At 70.2% G+C, this 15,226-nt stretch carries 11 protein-coding genes and 2 tRNA genes; 5 read left to right on the plus strand and 8 right to left on the minus strand.

The features are described from left to right. Window positions 1–272 precede the first annotated feature (272 nt). The 4 genes from AB0B14_RS34960 to AB0B14_RS34975 form a co-directional block, all read right to left on the minus strand. Window positions 273–1,523 (minus strand): cellulose binding domain-containing protein, encoded by a 1,251-nt coding sequence (locus AB0B14_RS34960; RefSeq protein WP_357526352.1) that lies wholly within the window; start codon window positions 1,521–1,523, stop codon window positions 273–275. Window positions 1,524–1,557: 34 nt separating this feature from the next. After that, entirely contained in the window at window positions 1,558–2,991 is a 1,434-nt protein-coding gene (locus tag AB0B14_RS34965; protein ID WP_357526354.1) for a cellulose binding domain-containing protein, read from the minus strand. Window positions 2,992–3,056: 65 nt separating this feature from the next. Continuing rightward, the gene (locus AB0B14_RS34970) at window positions 3,057–4,037 is read right to left on the minus strand and encodes a pectinesterase family protein (protein ID WP_357526356.1); all 981 of its coding nucleotides are present in this window, start codon (window positions 4,035–4,037) and stop codon (window positions 3,057–3,059) included. Between the two features lie 308 nt (window positions 4,038–4,345). After that, window positions 4,346–5,611, minus strand: coding sequence for an alpha/beta fold hydrolase (locus tag AB0B14_RS34975; protein ID WP_357526358.1), 1,266 nt, complete (start codon window positions 5,609–5,611; stop codon window positions 4,346–4,348). Between the two features lie 896 nt (window positions 5,612–6,507). Between AB0B14_RS34975 and AB0B14_RS34980 the strand changes: the two genes are divergently transcribed. After that, window positions 6,508–7,503 (plus strand): M6 family metalloprotease domain-containing protein, encoded by a 996-nt coding sequence (locus AB0B14_RS34980; RefSeq protein WP_357526360.1) that lies wholly within the window; start codon window positions 6,508–6,510, stop codon window positions 7,501–7,503. A gap of 490 nt (window positions 7,504–7,993) precedes the next feature. On the opposite strand, the gene AB0B14_RS34985 is transcribed toward AB0B14_RS34980, so the two are convergent. Together AB0B14_RS34985 and AB0B14_RS34990 are read right to left on the minus strand one after the other, a co-directional pair. Then, window positions 7,994–8,066, minus strand: a tRNA-Arg gene (locus AB0B14_RS34985). A 35-nt stretch (window positions 8,067–8,101) separates the two neighbouring features. Beyond that, window positions 8,102–8,192: transfer RNA gene (locus AB0B14_RS34990), tRNA-Ser, on the minus strand. A 145-nt stretch (window positions 8,193–8,337) separates the two neighbouring features. On the opposite strand from AB0B14_RS34990, the gene AB0B14_RS34995 reads away from it, so the two are divergent. After that, on the plus strand, window positions 8,338–9,996 hold the full coding sequence (locus AB0B14_RS34995; protein WP_357526362.1) for a hypothetical protein: 1,659 nt from the start codon (window positions 8,338–8,340) through the stop codon (window positions 9,994–9,996). 4 nt (window positions 9,997–10,000) lie between these two features. On the opposite strand, the gene AB0B14_RS35000 is transcribed toward AB0B14_RS34995, so the two are convergent. Beyond that, window positions 10,001–10,771, minus strand: a complete 771-nt coding sequence (locus AB0B14_RS35000; RefSeq protein WP_357065752.1) for a CPBP family intramembrane glutamic endopeptidase — start codon at window positions 10,769–10,771, stop codon at window positions 10,001–10,003. Window positions 10,772–10,916: 145 nt separating this feature from the next. Between AB0B14_RS35000 and AB0B14_RS35005 the strand changes: the two genes are divergently transcribed. Next, window positions 10,917–12,032, plus strand: a complete 1,116-nt coding sequence (locus AB0B14_RS35005) for a globin domain-containing protein (protein ID WP_357526364.1) — start codon at window positions 10,917–10,919, stop codon at window positions 12,030–12,032. Window positions 12,033–12,100: 68 nt separating this feature from the next. Here AB0B14_RS35005 and AB0B14_RS35010 read toward each other — a convergent pair whose 3' ends face one another. Then, the gene (locus AB0B14_RS35010) at window positions 12,101–13,630 is read right to left on the minus strand and encodes a peptide deformylase (protein WP_357065759.1); all 1,530 of its coding nucleotides are present in this window, start codon (window positions 13,628–13,630) and stop codon (window positions 12,101–12,103) included. A gap of 156 nt (window positions 13,631–13,786) precedes the next feature. Here AB0B14_RS35010 and AB0B14_RS35015 point away from each other — a divergent pair, with 156 nt between their 5' ends. Further along, complete coding sequence (locus AB0B14_RS35015; protein ID WP_357526387.1) at window positions 13,787–14,311, plus strand: SigE family RNA polymerase sigma factor; 525 nt, start codon at window positions 13,787–13,789, stop codon at window positions 14,309–14,311. Beyond that, entirely contained in the window at window positions 14,308–15,219 is a 912-nt protein-coding gene (locus AB0B14_RS35020; RefSeq protein WP_357526366.1) for a hypothetical protein, read from the plus strand. The genes AB0B14_RS35015 and AB0B14_RS35020 overlap by 4 nt, the downstream gene beginning before the upstream one ends. The last annotated feature ends 7 nt before the right edge of the window (window positions 15,220–15,226 follow it).

Raw genomic sequence — 15,226 nt, forward strand, 5'->3', positions numbered from 1 at the left:
GCCCGGGTGACCTCGCCGACCAGCCGTCCAGGGCTTGGCCGGACGACCGTGATCGCGTGGAATCGGCAGTAGTGCTCTCACTCGGCGAGTCGGCTCCCGCACTGGCCTACTGCTGGCGCCATGTCGCGGCGCACACCTCTATCCACCGCGACGCTCTCTCCGGGTCGGAGGAACCATGAAACCTCGTGGCGGAACTGCTCCCAGTCGCCCATGGCCCCGATGATGGCAGGGTCACGTCGTGCGGCCGGGTCACATGGCTGGAGGGGTGGCTGTCACCTCAGGTGGGCGGCGAGCGGAATGTTCTGCGCTCGGAGGGCGGTGGCGATCAGGCCGGCGATCTGTCTGGCCCCGGCGGCCTCGAAGTGGGTGTGGTCGTTGCAGAAGAACGCACCGACCGCGCCCGTCGAGTAGTTACCGTTGTTCGGGCACAGCCGGAGCGTGTTGTAGAGCGCCACGCTCTTCGCGTGCAGGTCGATGACCGGTACGCCGTTGGCGGCGGCCGCAGCCGTCGTCTCGGTGACGAAACCGCGATTGCCGACGGCGGTGCTGCCGCTGCAGGTGATCGCCGCGACCGGGGTGACGAAGATCGGCTTCACGCCTCTGGCCTTGGCAGCCGTAGCCATCACGCCGAGCAGTTCCTTGAAGCGGTTGGTGCCGACGTGCCGCGGGCAGGCCGAGTCACCGTCGTTGATGCCGAACTGGATGATCAGATAGTCGCCGGCCTTGAAGCCGCTGTCGTTGTTCAGCATCGCCGCCCACCGCGCGCTGTAGGCAGTCGAGCTGAGCGTGCACTCGCCGGCCGAGTTCTTGGTGGCTGTCACATTGCCCTCGTACAGCCACGTCTGGATGCTGCGACCGCCGACGGCGCTGTTCTGCACTGTGACGTTCGACGTGAGGTAGGACGCGAACTGGCTGCCCCAGCCGATCGGACAGGAACTGGCGTTCATCATCGTGGAATCGCCGGCCATCCACACCTTGACCGGCGCGGGTGCCGGTGAGTCGGAGGGCGTCACCGGTGGCGTGCTCGGGCTGGGGCACGGCGTTGCCGTCGGCGTTGGTGTTGACGTCGGTGTTTGCGTCGACGTCGGCGATGGCGTCGGCGTGGGCGTCGGTGGACCGGCACAGGTGATGCCGTTGAACGAGAACGACGACGGCACCGGGTTGCTGCCGCTCCACGAGCCGGTGAAGCCGAAGTTGACCGAGGCGCCAGTGCCGATGGCACCGTTGTAGCTCACGTTGGTGGCGGTCACCGCCGTGCCGGTGACCGTGACGGCGGCGTTCCACGCCTGCGTCACGCCCTGCCCGGGGGCGAGGCTCCAACCCACGGCCCAGCTGGTCACCGCGTCACCGAGGTTCGTGACGACGACATCGGCTCCGAACCCGCCGGTCCACTGGCTGGTGACCCGGTAGGCGACATCGCACGCCGGGGTGGCGGCCTGGGCGGTGGCGAAGCCGAGCCCGCCGGCCACGACGGTCAGGACCGTTGCCACCAGGACCACGAGACGCGATCGGCGAACCTTCATCGGGTCACTCCTGCCTTGATCGGAGAACTCGCCATCACGTGGCGGCGGTGCACGGGGAGCCGTTGAGGGCGAAACCTGTGGCTCCGCCGAGCGGGCTGTCGGTGACAAATCCGAAGCTTGTCGAACCGGCGGCCGGGATCACCGCGTTCCAGGAGACGTTCACCGCCGTGGCCGCGGCGCCGGACTGGGTAACCGTGGAATTCCAGGACTGCGTGATCCGCTGACTGCCCGGCAGGGACCAGGTCAGTGTCCAACCGTCGACCGGGACGGTGGAGGTGTTGCTGAGCGTCACGTCGAACTGGGCACCCGTACCCCAGTCACCGGTCTTGCGGTAGCTGACCGCGCAGTCTCCGCCTGCGGGACTGGTCGGCGCGGGACTGGTCGGCGCGGGCGTGGTCGGCGCGGGCGTGGTCGGCGCGGGCGTGGGGGACGGGGTCGTGTTCAGTGCGGCGCTGAGGACCGGGGCCAGCCGGTCGGTGATGGCCTGGTGGCCAGCGTCGTTCGGGTGCACCGAGTCGCTCAGACCGCCGGACGGCAGCCAGCCGGTGGTGTCCACGTAGAACACGTTGGCATCGCCCGCGGCGTTTCGTGCCCGCACCGCCGCCTCCGTCTCCGCCGCATAACGACCGATGAACGTCCGCATGGCGAAGAGCTTGGCGTTCGGAAACCTGGCCCGGATCCTCGTGAGGAAGGTGGTGTACGTCGCCTGGAAGGCCGCGGCGCTCACGCCGTGGCTCTTGTCGTTGGTGCCCAGGTTGATCACCACGCCGTCGGCCGTGTAGCGGGAGAAGTCCCACTGGTCGGTGCCGACCTGACCACCGGACGACATCCAGTAGCGCGTCGACTGCGCCCAGCATCCATCGGTCGTCTCGGCCAGACACATGCCCCCGATCGCGATCTGGGTGTGGTCGTAGCCGAGCCTCTCACCAACCTTGAAGCCGTAGTCCGTCACGGCGAGCTGACTGCTCGTGGCGCCTGCGGTGATCGAGTCACCGACGAACTCGACAAGCTTGGGGCGGGCCGGCGGCTGGAACGTTCGCGCGCCCGAATCCATGATCAGCCCCTGGAAGACCGCGTCACCGGTGTAGGAGCCGGCCACCTGCCGGTAGCTGACGATCAACGTGTGGTTGCCGGCGGCCAGGGCGGTCGGCGTCAGGTTGATCGTGCCGGAGCCGGTGAAGGACGTGAACGCCCTACCGTCGATGCTGGCCCACAGCTGGATGGTGTTGCGCTGCCTGAGCTTCACCGTCTTGCCGGTGAATCCGACCCGCAGGTAGGCGCCGGCCCAGTAGGGCACGTACGCCGAGGTGTTCGTCTTGTTCCACCGGCCGACGAAACTGATGTTCGAGTCGGTCGGCGTGCCGTCCCCGACCGCGGCCTCGGCGCTGAGGACCGGCAAACCTGCGGCGAGCACCCCGGCCGCGACCGCGATGAGCGCCGCGGTACGTGTCCTCGTCAGCGCGTTCACCAATGTCCCGAGTCTGGTGCGCGGGCGCACCAGACGATGACCCGGTTCGAGGGCGCGGATCTTCGTCATCGGATCGGGTTCCAGCCGTCGTAACCCGCCAGGTAGGCGGTGGGTGTGTACTGGGTGGCGGTGGAGGCGCTCATCTGGGGCCGGTTGGCGTTGATGCCGGCACCGGCCCCGGTGCTGCCGTACTCGGCGAACCGGGCGGTCTTCCACGAGAAGCCGGACATGTCGGTCCAGGGATCGGTGCGGATATGTGCGCCCATCGCGACGCCCCGGTAGAGGACCTGACCGCGGGCGTTGACGTCGCCGCTCGGGTGCCAGGGCCGGCCCAGATAGACGGTCCTGGCGGGAGCGTTGCTGGTCAGTGTGGTTCCCCAGAACAGGAAGCCGAACTTGTTGTTGATGTCGGTGGCCGCGGCGGTGACGTAGCCGTTGTTCGACGAGGAGCCCCGGGTGAGCGAGTGCACGGTGCCGTTCTGGAACACCATGGTGCCCCGCCCGAAGATGAAGTCGACGTCGCCCTCCACGTAGGAGTTCCGGACGTAGAGTCGCCGGACCGCGCTGACACTCGGTGCGTTGACCAGCAGCGTGTCCTGGTTGCCGAGGATCCGGACGGTGTCGAACTGCACCCGGTCACCGGAGGTGTTCACGGCGACGGCCTGCTCGGCGTCGAGGTTGTTGGCGGCCTCGTTGAAGTCGTTCGACATGGTCAGGTTCTTGATCGTGGTGTCGTTGGCGTTGACGAAGACCGAGGCACTGCCGGACGTGCCGTACGTGCCGCCACCGGGCTTGGTCTGGCCGGACGCGTGCCCTTCGACGATCACCACCTGGGCGGCGGAGCCGCCGGCCCCGGCCAACGTGAGGTGGGGCTTGTTGGCGGGAATGGTGACCACGCCCCGGTAGGTGCCGGGTTTGATGGTGATGGTGACCGGGACGCCGTTGTTCGCCGCGACACTGTCGATCGCCGCCTGCACGGTCGTGTAGTTGCCGCTGCCGTCGGCGGCCACGGTGATGGTCGCGGCCGCGGACGCGGCAGAGGTCATCGGAACTGCGGCGGCGAGAGCGCACACCGTCACCGCCGCCACCGAGCGCACCCGGAGAATCCTGCCGGACGTGGTCATAAGCGTTCTCCGATCCCACAGGCCCTCCGCCGAAGATCACGCAGGCCGGCAGACGACGACAGAAGTTAACGCTAACATCGACAAACGGAAATATAAAGATGAGTACGGGGAGGGCCTGGGTCGTCCGGGGCCGACGCGGACGAGTTCATGCTGGCCGGCCCGAGCCGGCCGACCGGGCCCACTGACACGGCTCCACGTACCCACCAGCGCACCCGCCTCCGACACGCGGCCTAGCAGGCGGTGTTCTGCCTCGGCAGGTGCCCGTGCACCAGGTACGCGGTGACCGTGCCGGTCAGGCAGGCGTTGGCCTGACCACTGAGCAGAGGCACGTGTGTCTGCCTGTCCACGGTGACCAGCCGGGAGCCGGTGATGGACCGGGCCGTCGCGATCGAGTTGGCCGGCGGCACCGAGGCGTCGCGCAGCGCGGCGACGACGAGCGCCGGCGGCGCCCGGTTGCTGGCAAGCGGCGGGGTGTTGTCCTGGCTCACCGACCAGGAGGCGCAGGGGTTGAGGTTGGCGATCGAGGGGCCGAAGACGGGATAGCGGGTGCCGAGGTGGGCCAAGTCGTGGCGGTAGGTCGCCAGGTCACGCGGCCACGCGTTGTCGCCACAGCGGAAGGCCATGTTGACCGCGGTGTGGTTGTCCGGCGGCACGCCCGGGGTCCCGGGCAGGGCGGCCGGTCGCGGGTCGAGCGGGATCGGCGGCGGCGTGCGGGCGAGGATGGCGGCCAGGTTGGTCGCGACCACCGGCCACAGATGCTCGAAGTACGTCGCGATGACCATCAGGGAGCCGAGCTCGCCGGTGGTCCAGGCGTGATCTCCGGCCACGATCGGCTCGATCGCCGCCTCGGCGAGAGCCTGGCTCAGAGTTTCCACGACCTCGGCCGGCGTCGCGCCGAGCCCGAACGCCGCGCTGTTCTCGGCGAGGTACGCGGTGAAAGCGGCGTAGTTCTCCTCGAAGGCCGGGATCCGGTTCAGCTCGTAGGGACGCCAGGCGAGGTCGTAGTTGACCGGGCTGTCCAGCACGAACCGGTCCACCCGGTGCGGGAAGAGTGTGCCGTACGCGACGCCGAGCATCGCCGCGTAGGAGCCCCCGAGGAAGGACAGCTTCCGCTCGCCGAGGCTTGCCCGGATGACGTCCATGTCGCGGGCGGCCTGTGCGGTCGTGGCGAACGGCAGCGCCCAGCCGGCGTGCCGGGCGCAGGCGCGGGCGTACTCGCGGGCCTGCGCGGCGGTGTCCTTCAGGGACTGGTATGTCGCGGTGCGCACCCAGTAGCCGCCCGGCTCCTCCTCCGGCTGGCCACAGGTGATCGGAGTACTGCGTTCGACGAAGCGCATGTCGAACCCGACGATGTCGTACCGGGCGAGCACCGCGGGATCGACGATGGCGGCGAGGTTCAGCGGCTCGGGGACACCGGCACCACCCGGCCCGCCGCCCGTGGTCATCAGCACACCGCGGCGAAGCGCCGGGTCGGTCGCGGGGAGCCGAGAGATCATGATGTCGATCGTTGGGCCGGCTGGCCGCGCGTGGTCGAGCGGCACCTGGACGGTGGCGCAGCGCAGGCGCGTGTCATCGACACCTGGGCAGGCCCGCCACGCGAGGGTCGCCCCGCTGGCCGCTCGGGCTGGGGCTGGGGCGACGGTCATGGCCAGGCAAGCGACAACGACAGCGGCTATCGCACGCATTCACGCCCCCGAGCATTGACTCCTGTTTATCTTTGTCGTACACGCTAGGGCGCAGGCCCCCACACCGCAACGTGGCTCTTCAACACTGCTCCGCGCGCCCCTGGTCGCCGCTCGCTCGACGGTCCTCGACTGACAACGGCGCCCGACCAGCTTCGAGGCCCTGATCTCCGGCCAGAGCCTGTGTCGAAGTCGGTCACAGCCGCGTAGACGCGACCCGCGGTCCCGACCTGCTCCGCGATGGCCCACCCGTTGCGCTTGGGCGCCCCACAGGCCAGCGCCGAGACATACCGGCCCGCCTGCTGCCGCGTCGGCGTCCGAACGAAACACGACCGCAGCCGCCCCAATAACTAGGCAACTTCTGCCGACGCGAACCCGCCAACCCGTTGGCAGGATCGGCTCTGTGATCAGTTAGCGCTACGCATAGGAGGATCCGGATGCGAATGTCTCTCCGATCGAGAGCGGTCGCTGGCGTCTCGGCGGCGGTCGCCGTCGCCCTCGTAATCACGGCGACCCCGGCGGAATCGGCCCCGCCCGCAGCCGGCCCGGCCGGGTCGAATCAGGCCGCGGCGGTTCCGGCGTCGCCGGCGGACTGCCTGTTACCCGCTGCCGACGTCTACAACGAGCATGAGGGACCGACCGACTACGCACGCTGGCTCCAACCGACCGGTACGTTGCGGGGGATCGTGCTGTTCGCGGGGTTTCCTGGTGTGACTCCGCCCGCTGGCGAGCTGGCGCAGCGGACGAGCCTGCTGTCGGGTGCGCCGGCTTGGTTCAGCCAGTCCTCGTACGGCGGGATGACGCTCCAACTCACCTTCGACACGGTGTGGCGTCAGCTGCCGAATTCCCAGACCGCGTACAGCGATTACAACGTGGACTTCAACGCCCAACGGGCGTACGTGCAGGACGCGGTGAATGTCGCAGACGCCGCGATCGACTTCAGCCAGTACGACCTCGTTTACGTGGTGGCCCCGAGTAATGCGTCGTCGATACCCAACTCGCCGTCGTTCATCGCGAACGTGGGTTGGGGTGCGTGGGCCGACGGCGTCGAGCTGCGACACGGGGCCACGTTCGGCCAGGACCTGTCCCACTGGGGCTACAAGGTCCTCAACCACGAGACGGGCCACGTCTTCGGGCTGCCGGACCTCTACTCGTACGCCGCCGACCAGCACCAGGCGGCCGGCGGCTGGGACCTGATGGGGCTCATCTCCGGTCCCGCGCCCGATCTGCTCGCCTGGCACAAGTGGAAGCTCGGCTGGCTGGCCGACAACCAGATCGTCTGCCAGGCCGGCTCGGGTAGCACGACCGCCACGCTGACGCCGCTGGGCGCGAGCGGCGGCACCAAGGCGCTGGTGGTCCGTACTGGCGAGCGCGACGCGGTCGTGGTCGAGAACCGGCAGGTCAGCCAGCTCGATGTGAGCTCTTCCTGCTTCCAGCCGGGGGTGCTCGTGTACCAGGTGACCACGAAGGTCGGCGGGGGCGGCATCCCGCCGGGCAGCAACACCCCCGTCCCGGGCGGTCCGCGACCGATCCGCGTCGCCGACAGGCTGCCCAACTCGACGATCGCGGGCTGCGACGCGCGTGCGGCCGAACTCGCCAATGCCACCCTCACGGCCGTCAACCACGCCGTCACCGTCGCCGGCGTGACGGTCCGGGTGACCGAGCATTCCGGGTCCAACCGCAGCGTCCAGGTCACTGTCCCCTAACGCACGGATAGCCGCTGTCCGGCCCACCTGGGATGCCTTCCCGGGTGGGCCGGACGACGTGCCCGGCCAGCCAGCCGAGAGTCGTACACCGAGGCCAACGTGGCATGGGACCCGCGGATGTTGGTCGATTCGCTCCCTGACCGCTTGGAGTGCCACCGGGCGAAGTCCCGAGCCCTGTGCTGCTACCGGTGGGTGGTTGGCGGCCTCACGTCGGCGCCGTCGGGCAGGCGATCCGGGCTCAGAGGCCGGCTCCGCTAGGCCTTGTCCATCTCGCCACCATCGCCGAACCCCCGACCGAAACAGGTGCCCCTACCCCAGCCACTCCCCGCTCACGGCACGAAGTCGCAGGTCAAGACGCCGAAGCGCGGTGGCAGGCCAGCACAAACGACGACACCCACAGCACACCCACGTGACAGCCACGGTCGCGAAGAGCCAGACAGCAAAAAGGGCCCGACCCGCTCAACCGCGGGTCGGACCCCTGATGATCTTGTGCGCCCGAAGGGACTCGAACCCCTAACCTTCTGATCCGTAGTCAGATGCTCTATCCATTGAGCTACGGGCGCTCGTGCTCAGCCAGTCTACACACCCGGCTTTCGCGCGGAGACTCCGGGATTCGAACCCGGGAGGGGCTTTAAGACCCCAACCGCATTAGCAGTGCGGCGCCATAGACCAGACTAGGCGAAGTCTCCCTGGTGATCCGCAGACCACCGCGCCCGAGAATACAGGTCGCCCCCCGCCGGGAGCAAAACGACTTCCGGGGTACGCCCACCGCAGCCGCCCGCCCCCGTGTTTCGACGCTGTGCGGCGGCGTGATCGGGACTACGCTCCATCGATATGCAGGAGCAGCCGCCGAGCGAGTCGACCCGTCGAGAGCCTGCTGAACGGGCGCGTCGGCGCTCCCCGCGGCCCACCTTCACACCGCCGACCGCCGCCGAGCAGCCCGGGGAGACGGCGGCACCACCGGCGGCCGCCCCGGCGAGCCCGCGCCCTCGACGGGCCAAGGCCGCCCCGGCGGTGCTCTTCCAGCCACCGGAGCCGGACCGCCCGCTGCCTCGGCAGCCGGCCCGCTCGTCGTCCTCGCGAAGCGCCGCACCCGCCGCCGACCAGGCCGGTCCGCCCGCCGAGGCCACGCCCGCCGCCCAGGCCGGCCCATCCGCCGAGGCCACGCCCGCCGCCCAGGCCGGCCCATCCGAGACGACCCCACCGGCCGCCGCCCAGGCCGGCTCACCCGAGGAGACCCCACCGGCCGCCGACCAGGGCGGCCCACCGGCAGGCAGCCGGCCACCATCCACCGCACCGCCGGCACGCACGCCGACGGCCCGCGCCACCCCTCGTAAGGCCACCGCTCGGAAGACCGCGACGTCGACCGCCGCAGCCCCGGCCGACCCCGCAGTCGCCGGCACGACGGACGGCCCGGCCGGACAAGCGCCAACCCCGGGCGAGCAACCCACGACCCCGGTCAGCACGACGACCGCCCCGGTCAAGGGGGCCGCGTCGAGCAGGAAAGCCACCCCGGCCAAGCGAGCCGCGCCCACCAGGGCGGCCGCCCCGACCGAGAAGGCGACCAACCCGACGACGCAGGCCGCCACCCCGGCCAGGCGCACCGCCTCGGCCGCCAAGCGCGCCGCGACCCCGCGCCGGAGCGCCGCCCCCACGGAAACCACCCCGGCACCACAACTCGCGGCGACGCCGCCCCAGGGCCCCGCGCGCACGGAACCCACCCAAACACCGACCCCGCCGCAGCACGCCGCGCCCACCGACACCACTCCAGCAACACCGACCGCAGCGCCCCCACCCCAGAGCACCCCAACACCACAACCCACGGCGGCCCCGGCGCTGGTCGGTGAAACGGTGCCGGGGCGTACCCCGGAATCGGAGCTGCGGGCGGTCGCCGCGCGCGTGCTCGATCACCCGGGCTTCGCGCCGGAGCTGTTGGCTCTGGCGGCGGTGCGGTCGCTCGGGCCCGGCGCGGCCGACTGGGTCGCGCGGCTGCGCGACAGGTATCCGGACGCTCCGGCGGACGGCCTGGCCCGGCTGGTGACCCGGCGGTACGTGCGGGCGGCGGGGGCGGGTGGGGCGACCGCGGCGTTGGCCGGGTTCTTCGCGCCGCTCGCCGAGTTGGCCTCGGTGCTGTGGACGCAGGCGAACCTGGTGTTGCACCTGGCGGCGGTGTACGGCAAGGATCCCGCACATCCCGATCGAGCCGTCGAGCTGCTGGTGCTGACCCAGGTGCATCCGGACGCGGCCAGCGCACGGGAGGCCCTGACTGCGGCGCAGACGGCGGGCGATCCGGTCGAGGGGCCCTGGCCGCGGGCGGCGGAGGCGGCCTGGCGATTGGCCGCGCCGCTCACCGCGCAGGCTGGTGGCTGGGTGGCGTTGCGGCTGGTGGCCCGGCTACTGCCGGGCGCGGCGGTGCTCGCGGCGGCGCTTGGTGACGCGGCGGCGGCCGACCGGCTCGCGGCCCGGACGGTGGCGGTCTACCGGCCGCGCTGACCGGTCAGAGCCAGTCGAACCACTCCCGGGGCAGTGCCGCGTAGCCGACGAAGGCGACCACGTCGAGCAGGGTGTGCGCGATGATCAACGGCAGCACCCGCCGGGTACGCAGGTAGAAGAGGCTGAAGATCACGCCCATCACCGCGTTGCCGACGAACGCGCCGAAGCCCTGGTAGAGGTGGTACGAGCCGCGCAGCAGCGCGCTGGCCGCGATGATCGCGGCGAGCCGCCACTGGAGTTGGCGCAGCCGGGTGACCAGGTAGCCGACCACGATCACCTCCTCCAGCACGGCGTTCTGCACGGCGGCGAGGATCAGCACCGGGATGGCCCACCAGACCGGTGGCAGCGCGGCCGGCACCAGCGTGGCGTTGAGGCCGAGCTGGGCCGCGACGAAGAACAGCGCCAGCCCGGGTAGGCCGATCAGCGCGGCCAGGCCGGCGCCACGGGCCAGATCCTGGCCGGGCCGCCGCACGTCCACGCCGAGGGTCCGTGCCGGGTCGCCGGGGTCCCGGCTGAGCAGGTGTACGGCGAGCAGCACCGGAAGCAGCGCGAACACGATGCCGAGCAGTTGGTACGTGAGGTCCAGCCAGGGCCGCGGCGACGCTGAGGTGTTCAGCGAGGCGGTCTGCTTGGAGAGCGGACCCTCGGCGGTCAACTTCGCGATGATCGAGACCAGCGCGTAGACCGCCGACTGGCCGAGGGACAGGCCGAGGACCAGCAGCGTTTCGGTGCCCAGCACACGGCGGGACACCGGGCGGGTCAGCTCAACTGTCACCGCACCACTCTGCCCGACGACCGGCACCTGTGACACGACTGACCAGCCAGCATGAGCGGATCGCACATTCTGTGCGACCAGTCGACACTCTCCGTGGAGATTCTATGGGCGCCCGATCCGCTGCCGACTGGAGGAGGAGCGCCCCGTGGACAACCTCGCACGGTTGCTGAAGGAGAGCTGGACCTTGGTCGAGGACGATCGGGCTCGGCTGAGCGCCCACTTCTACGCCCGGGTGTTCCTGCTCGACCCCGCCCTGCGGCACCTCTTCCCGGTGCAGATGAGCGGCCAGGGCGACCGGCTCCTGGAAGCGATCATCACGGCGATCCACTCGGTCGACGACCCGGAGCGCTTCGACGAGTTTCTCCGGGCGTTGGGCCGCGACCACCGGAAGTACCACGTCGACGATCGGCACTACGCCACGATGGGCGTCGCGCTGCTGGACGCGCTGCGCAGCACCGCCGGCGACGGCTGGAACTTGGAGTACGACCAGGCGTGGCGGGAGGCGTACGGTGCGGTCGCCGCGCTGATGGTGGCCGGGGCGACCGACGACGACGGCCCGCCGTTCTGGCACGCCGAGGTGCTGACCCACAGACGGTACGGCCCGGACACCGCCGTGCTGACCTGCCAGGCGTTGCAGCATCCACTGCGCTGGAAGGCCGGGCAGTACGTCAGCCTGGAGGTGCCGCGCCACCACCCCCGGGAGTGGCGGAACTACTCGGTGGCGAACGCCCCGAACGACGACAACGTGCTGGAGTTCCACGTGCGGTCGCCGGGAGCTGGCTGGGTGTCCGGCGCGCTGGTGCGTCGGGTGCGGCCGGGTGACCTGCTCCGCCTGGCGGCGCCGATGGGGTCGATGATCCTGGACCGCTCCTCGGAACGGGACATCCTCTGTGTGGCCGGCGGGGTCGGCCTGGCACCGATCAAGGCGCTGGTGGAGGAGTTGGCCACCTGCAACCGCACCCGCTGGGTGCACGTCTTCTACGGTGCCCGGCAGGCAGCCGACCTGTACGGCCTGGCCGGGTTGCAGGAGTTGGTCGCCGCGCACCCGTGGTTGTCGGTCACCGCGGCGTGCAGCGAGGACCCGGACTTCGACGGTGAGCTGGGCGACATCCCGGATGTGGTGGCCCGGTACGGCCCGTGGACCACGCACGACTGCTACGTCTCCGGCTCGGCGCGGATGGTCCGGTCCACCTTGCGGGTGCTCGCCGCGGACGAGGTGCCACCGCCACACATCCGCTACGACACCTTCGGTGACCTCTAGACCTTCCTCCCCCCACACCGGGGCGCGTGCCCCCGCCCCCTGGGGCACGCGCCCCGGTCCCTTCTTGGTCAGTAGCGCCAGGGGTGCCCGGTCTCCCGGTATTCCTCGACCGGCACCAGCGGCACGCCGGGTGCCATCCGGTCGACGTAGAGCCGGCCCTCCAGGTGGTCGATCTCGTGTGCGACAAGCCGAGCCATGCCGAACTCGAACGACGTGATGATCCGGCTGCCGTCCCACTGGGCATGCTCCACGTCCAGGCGCAGCGGCCGGGGCACCAGACCTCGGTGGTCGAAGAAGGACAGGCAGCCCTCGTACTGTTCGTCGGTGTCCGTGGCGGCGTCGACCACCCGGGGGTTGAGCAGCACGACCGGCTCGGCCGAGCGGTCCGGGGGCCGCACCACTGCCGCGGCCCGGCCGATGCCGAACTGCGGGGCGGCGACGCCGACCCCCTTGTTGAACGGGTGCAGTTCGTCGAGTCTGGCCAGGGTCGTGGTGAGCCGGTCGACGACGTCCCGCGCGACCTGCTCCTCCGCTGGCAGGTCGAACGGGCGGGTGTGTTGGCGGAGCAGGTCGGCGCCGCGTTGCACGATGCCGAGGCCGCGCATCCGGTCGCTGGGCCGCACCCGGACACCACCGGGGCCGGGGTCTGGCTCGGTGTCGGGGCGGGCACGGAAGCGCCACTGCATCCGGTAGCGGGCGTTCAGCGGCGGGTCGTCGGTCTGCCATTCGTAGATCGCCCGGTCACCCTCGTCGTGCCGCTGTGGTGCCGTCCGCAGCGGGCCCTCCTCGGCGGAGAGCGAGGTCTCCTCGCCCCAGACCTGTGGGTCGAGCGCCGTGGGCAGGTCCAGGCGGACGGCGAGGTGTCGGGTGGGTAGCCGGACGGCCCGCTGGAACCAGGGGCCCCACTTCTCGTGCCCGACGCTGTACTCGTACTCGATGGTGACCCGGTCGCCCGGATAGAGCGGGAAGCGCCGTTCCCCGTTCTCGAAGAGCAGCCAGATTTCCTTGAACGCGTCCCGGTCGTGCTTGGCTCGCCAGTGCATCGGCTCCGGGTCGCCGCTGCCGTCGTCTCGACGGGCCTGTAGTTGCAGCTCGGCGAACGTGAGCTGGTGCTCCCGGTGGTGTCGGTTGGAGCGGCCGGGATCGTTCGGGTAGCGGTCGACGGCGACCCGGGCCAGGTAACGGGTGACCGGCTCGGTCCCGGCGTTGTACAACTCACGGTGGATGACGCACCGGTAGCCGGCGTCGGTGTGGGTGAGGGTGGCGAGTTCCCGTTCCACGACGAGGCCGGTGCCGGGTGGCAGCCACTGCCCGGGCTGGTACGACTCGCGGTGCGGCTGACCGCTGCGGGCGTGCCGGAGATCGTTGTACTCCCGGAAGCGCTGCCAGATCGCGCCGTTGGCTTCGAGGACGGCCTCGGCACGGCGGGCGAAGTCCTCGGTCGGGCGGTGCCGGCGCCCTTCGACGTGGCTCACGTAGGACGGGTCGAACCCCATGAGGACGGCCAACTGCTTCTTGGACAGCCCGCGCCCGGTGCGTTGGCGGGCAAGCTCGGCCGCGAAGGACTCGGCAGCCCGTTCGAGGGGTGAGGTCGTCATCGGCTTCCTCGCGGCCGGGAGTATCAGTTTCACGTTCCGTGGCCAAGTGCACACATATCTGGCATGTTTTCGACACATCACTTGACAGTTCACCGGCGAACGTCGGTTGTGACAGTGGCTGTTCATGGCAACCCCCGTCGAGCGTCCGGAGTCCTTATCCGCGTGAGAGTTGATCCGAGTTTCGACAGCTTCGTCGAGCAGAGGTCGGCAGCGCTCCTGCGGCTCGCGTACCTCCTCACCGGGGACCGGGGCCACGCCGAGGACCTGCTGCAGACCGCCCTGCTCCGCACGATGCGTCGCTGGTCCAAGGCCCGCGAGGCACCTGAGCCGTACGTCCGGCAGGTCATGGTCAACCTGTCCCGGGACCGGATCAGGGATCTCCTGCGGCGGCCACGCGAGACCGCGCTGCCGGACAACCCCGATGCGTTCCGTTCCAGTGATGCGGGTTTCGACGGCATCGGGGAGCGGCAGACGGTCGCCGCCGCGCTCGCACAACTTCCCGTGCGGCAGCGACAGGTGATCGTGCTCCGCTACTTCGAAGACCTCTCCATCGAGCAGACGGCGGAGCTGATCGGCTGCTCGATCGGAACGGTCAAGTCGTACACCTCCCGTGCGCTGGCGCGGCTGCGCGAACTACTCGGCGACCTTCACGAGACCGAAGAGGCAAGGACCTTGCGATGACCGCTCTCGACGACGAACAGCTTGGCCGGTTGCTGGGCGACCGGCTCCACGAGGAGATGTACACGATGACCGCACCAGCAGATCTCACCGAGACCCTGCACCGCAGGAACAGGCGCCGTACCCGGGCGTTGGGCCTCGCCGTCGCCACGCCGGTGATCGCCGCCGTGGCGCTGGGGGCCTCGCTGGCCCTCACTCCCGGCGGCACCGGAGGCGGCGGCACCACGGCGGAGAGGCCGGACATGATCACCGTCGGCTACGTCGCCGAGCAGACGGCCACCGCCCTGAGTGAACTTCCGGGGTACGTCCAGCACGAGACCGCCCAGCACCAGGGCCGTGACGGCAAGCCGGCGAGCTCGATCGAACTCTGGGCCGACCCCTCCACCAAGCGGGATCGGCAGGACAACAAGATCCTGTTCGGCGACGTCCGCTCGTACACGTTGGCGCTGGACGGCTCCACCGCCGTCGAGCTGAACCACGACAAGAAGAAGTGGTGGACCTACCAGATCAGCTCGCTCAAGCCCCTCGACACCAACCAGGTCCAGCACCTGCCGCCGTCGCTCAACCCCGCCGACCTGAAGCGCGCGGTCGACAGCGGGAAGGTGACGCTCGTCGGGAAGGAGCAGCTGAACGGCAGGCAGACCCTGCACCTGCAGTGGCTGGGCGGCCCGGACAGCGCCATGGACGCGGCGAAGGCCGCCGAGGAGTCCATGCAGATCTGGGTCGACGCGGATTCCTACCGGCCGGTGCGGGTGATCAACAAACTGTTCACCGGCACCACCACCAGCGACTACGAGTGGCTGCCCCGCAGCGAGGCGAACCTGGCGAAGGTCACGGTGACTCCTCCGGCCGACTACCGGAAGCTGCCCTGCCAGCCCACCCCGGCGAAGGACTGCGGCTTGAACGACTGAGTCGCGT

The sequence above is a fragment of the Micromonospora sp. NPDC049171 genome (assembly GCF_040648275.1).
In the GTDB taxonomy this organism is placed as follows: Bacteria; Actinomycetota; Actinomycetes; order Mycobacteriales; family Micromonosporaceae; genus Micromonospora.

Excerpts from the sequence above, each read along its gene's own strand:
- AB0B14_RS34960 (WP_357526352.1), bottom strand. The coding sequence starts at position 1,523 with ATGAAGGTTCGCCGATCGCGTCTCGTGGTCCTGGTGGCAACGGTCCTG.
- AB0B14_RS34970 (WP_357526356.1), bottom strand. The coding sequence starts at position 4,037 with ATGACCTCTGCCGCGTCCGCGGCCGCGACCATCACCGTGGCCGCCGAC.
- AB0B14_RS34975 (WP_357526358.1), bottom strand. The coding sequence starts at position 5,611 with ATGATCTCTCGGCTCCCCGCGACCGACCCGGCGCTTCGCCGCGGTGTG.
- AB0B14_RS34995 (WP_357526362.1), top strand. The coding sequence starts at position 8,338 with ATGCAGGAGCAGCCGCCGAGCGAGTCGACCCGTCGAGAGCCTGCTGAA.
- AB0B14_RS35010 (WP_357065759.1), bottom strand. The coding sequence starts at position 13,630 with ATGACGACCTCACCCCTCGAACGGGCTGCCGAGTCCTTCGCGGCCGAG.
- AB0B14_RS35020 (WP_357526366.1), top strand. The coding sequence starts at position 14,308 with ATGACCGCTCTCGACGACGAACAGCTTGGCCGGTTGCTGGGCGACCGG.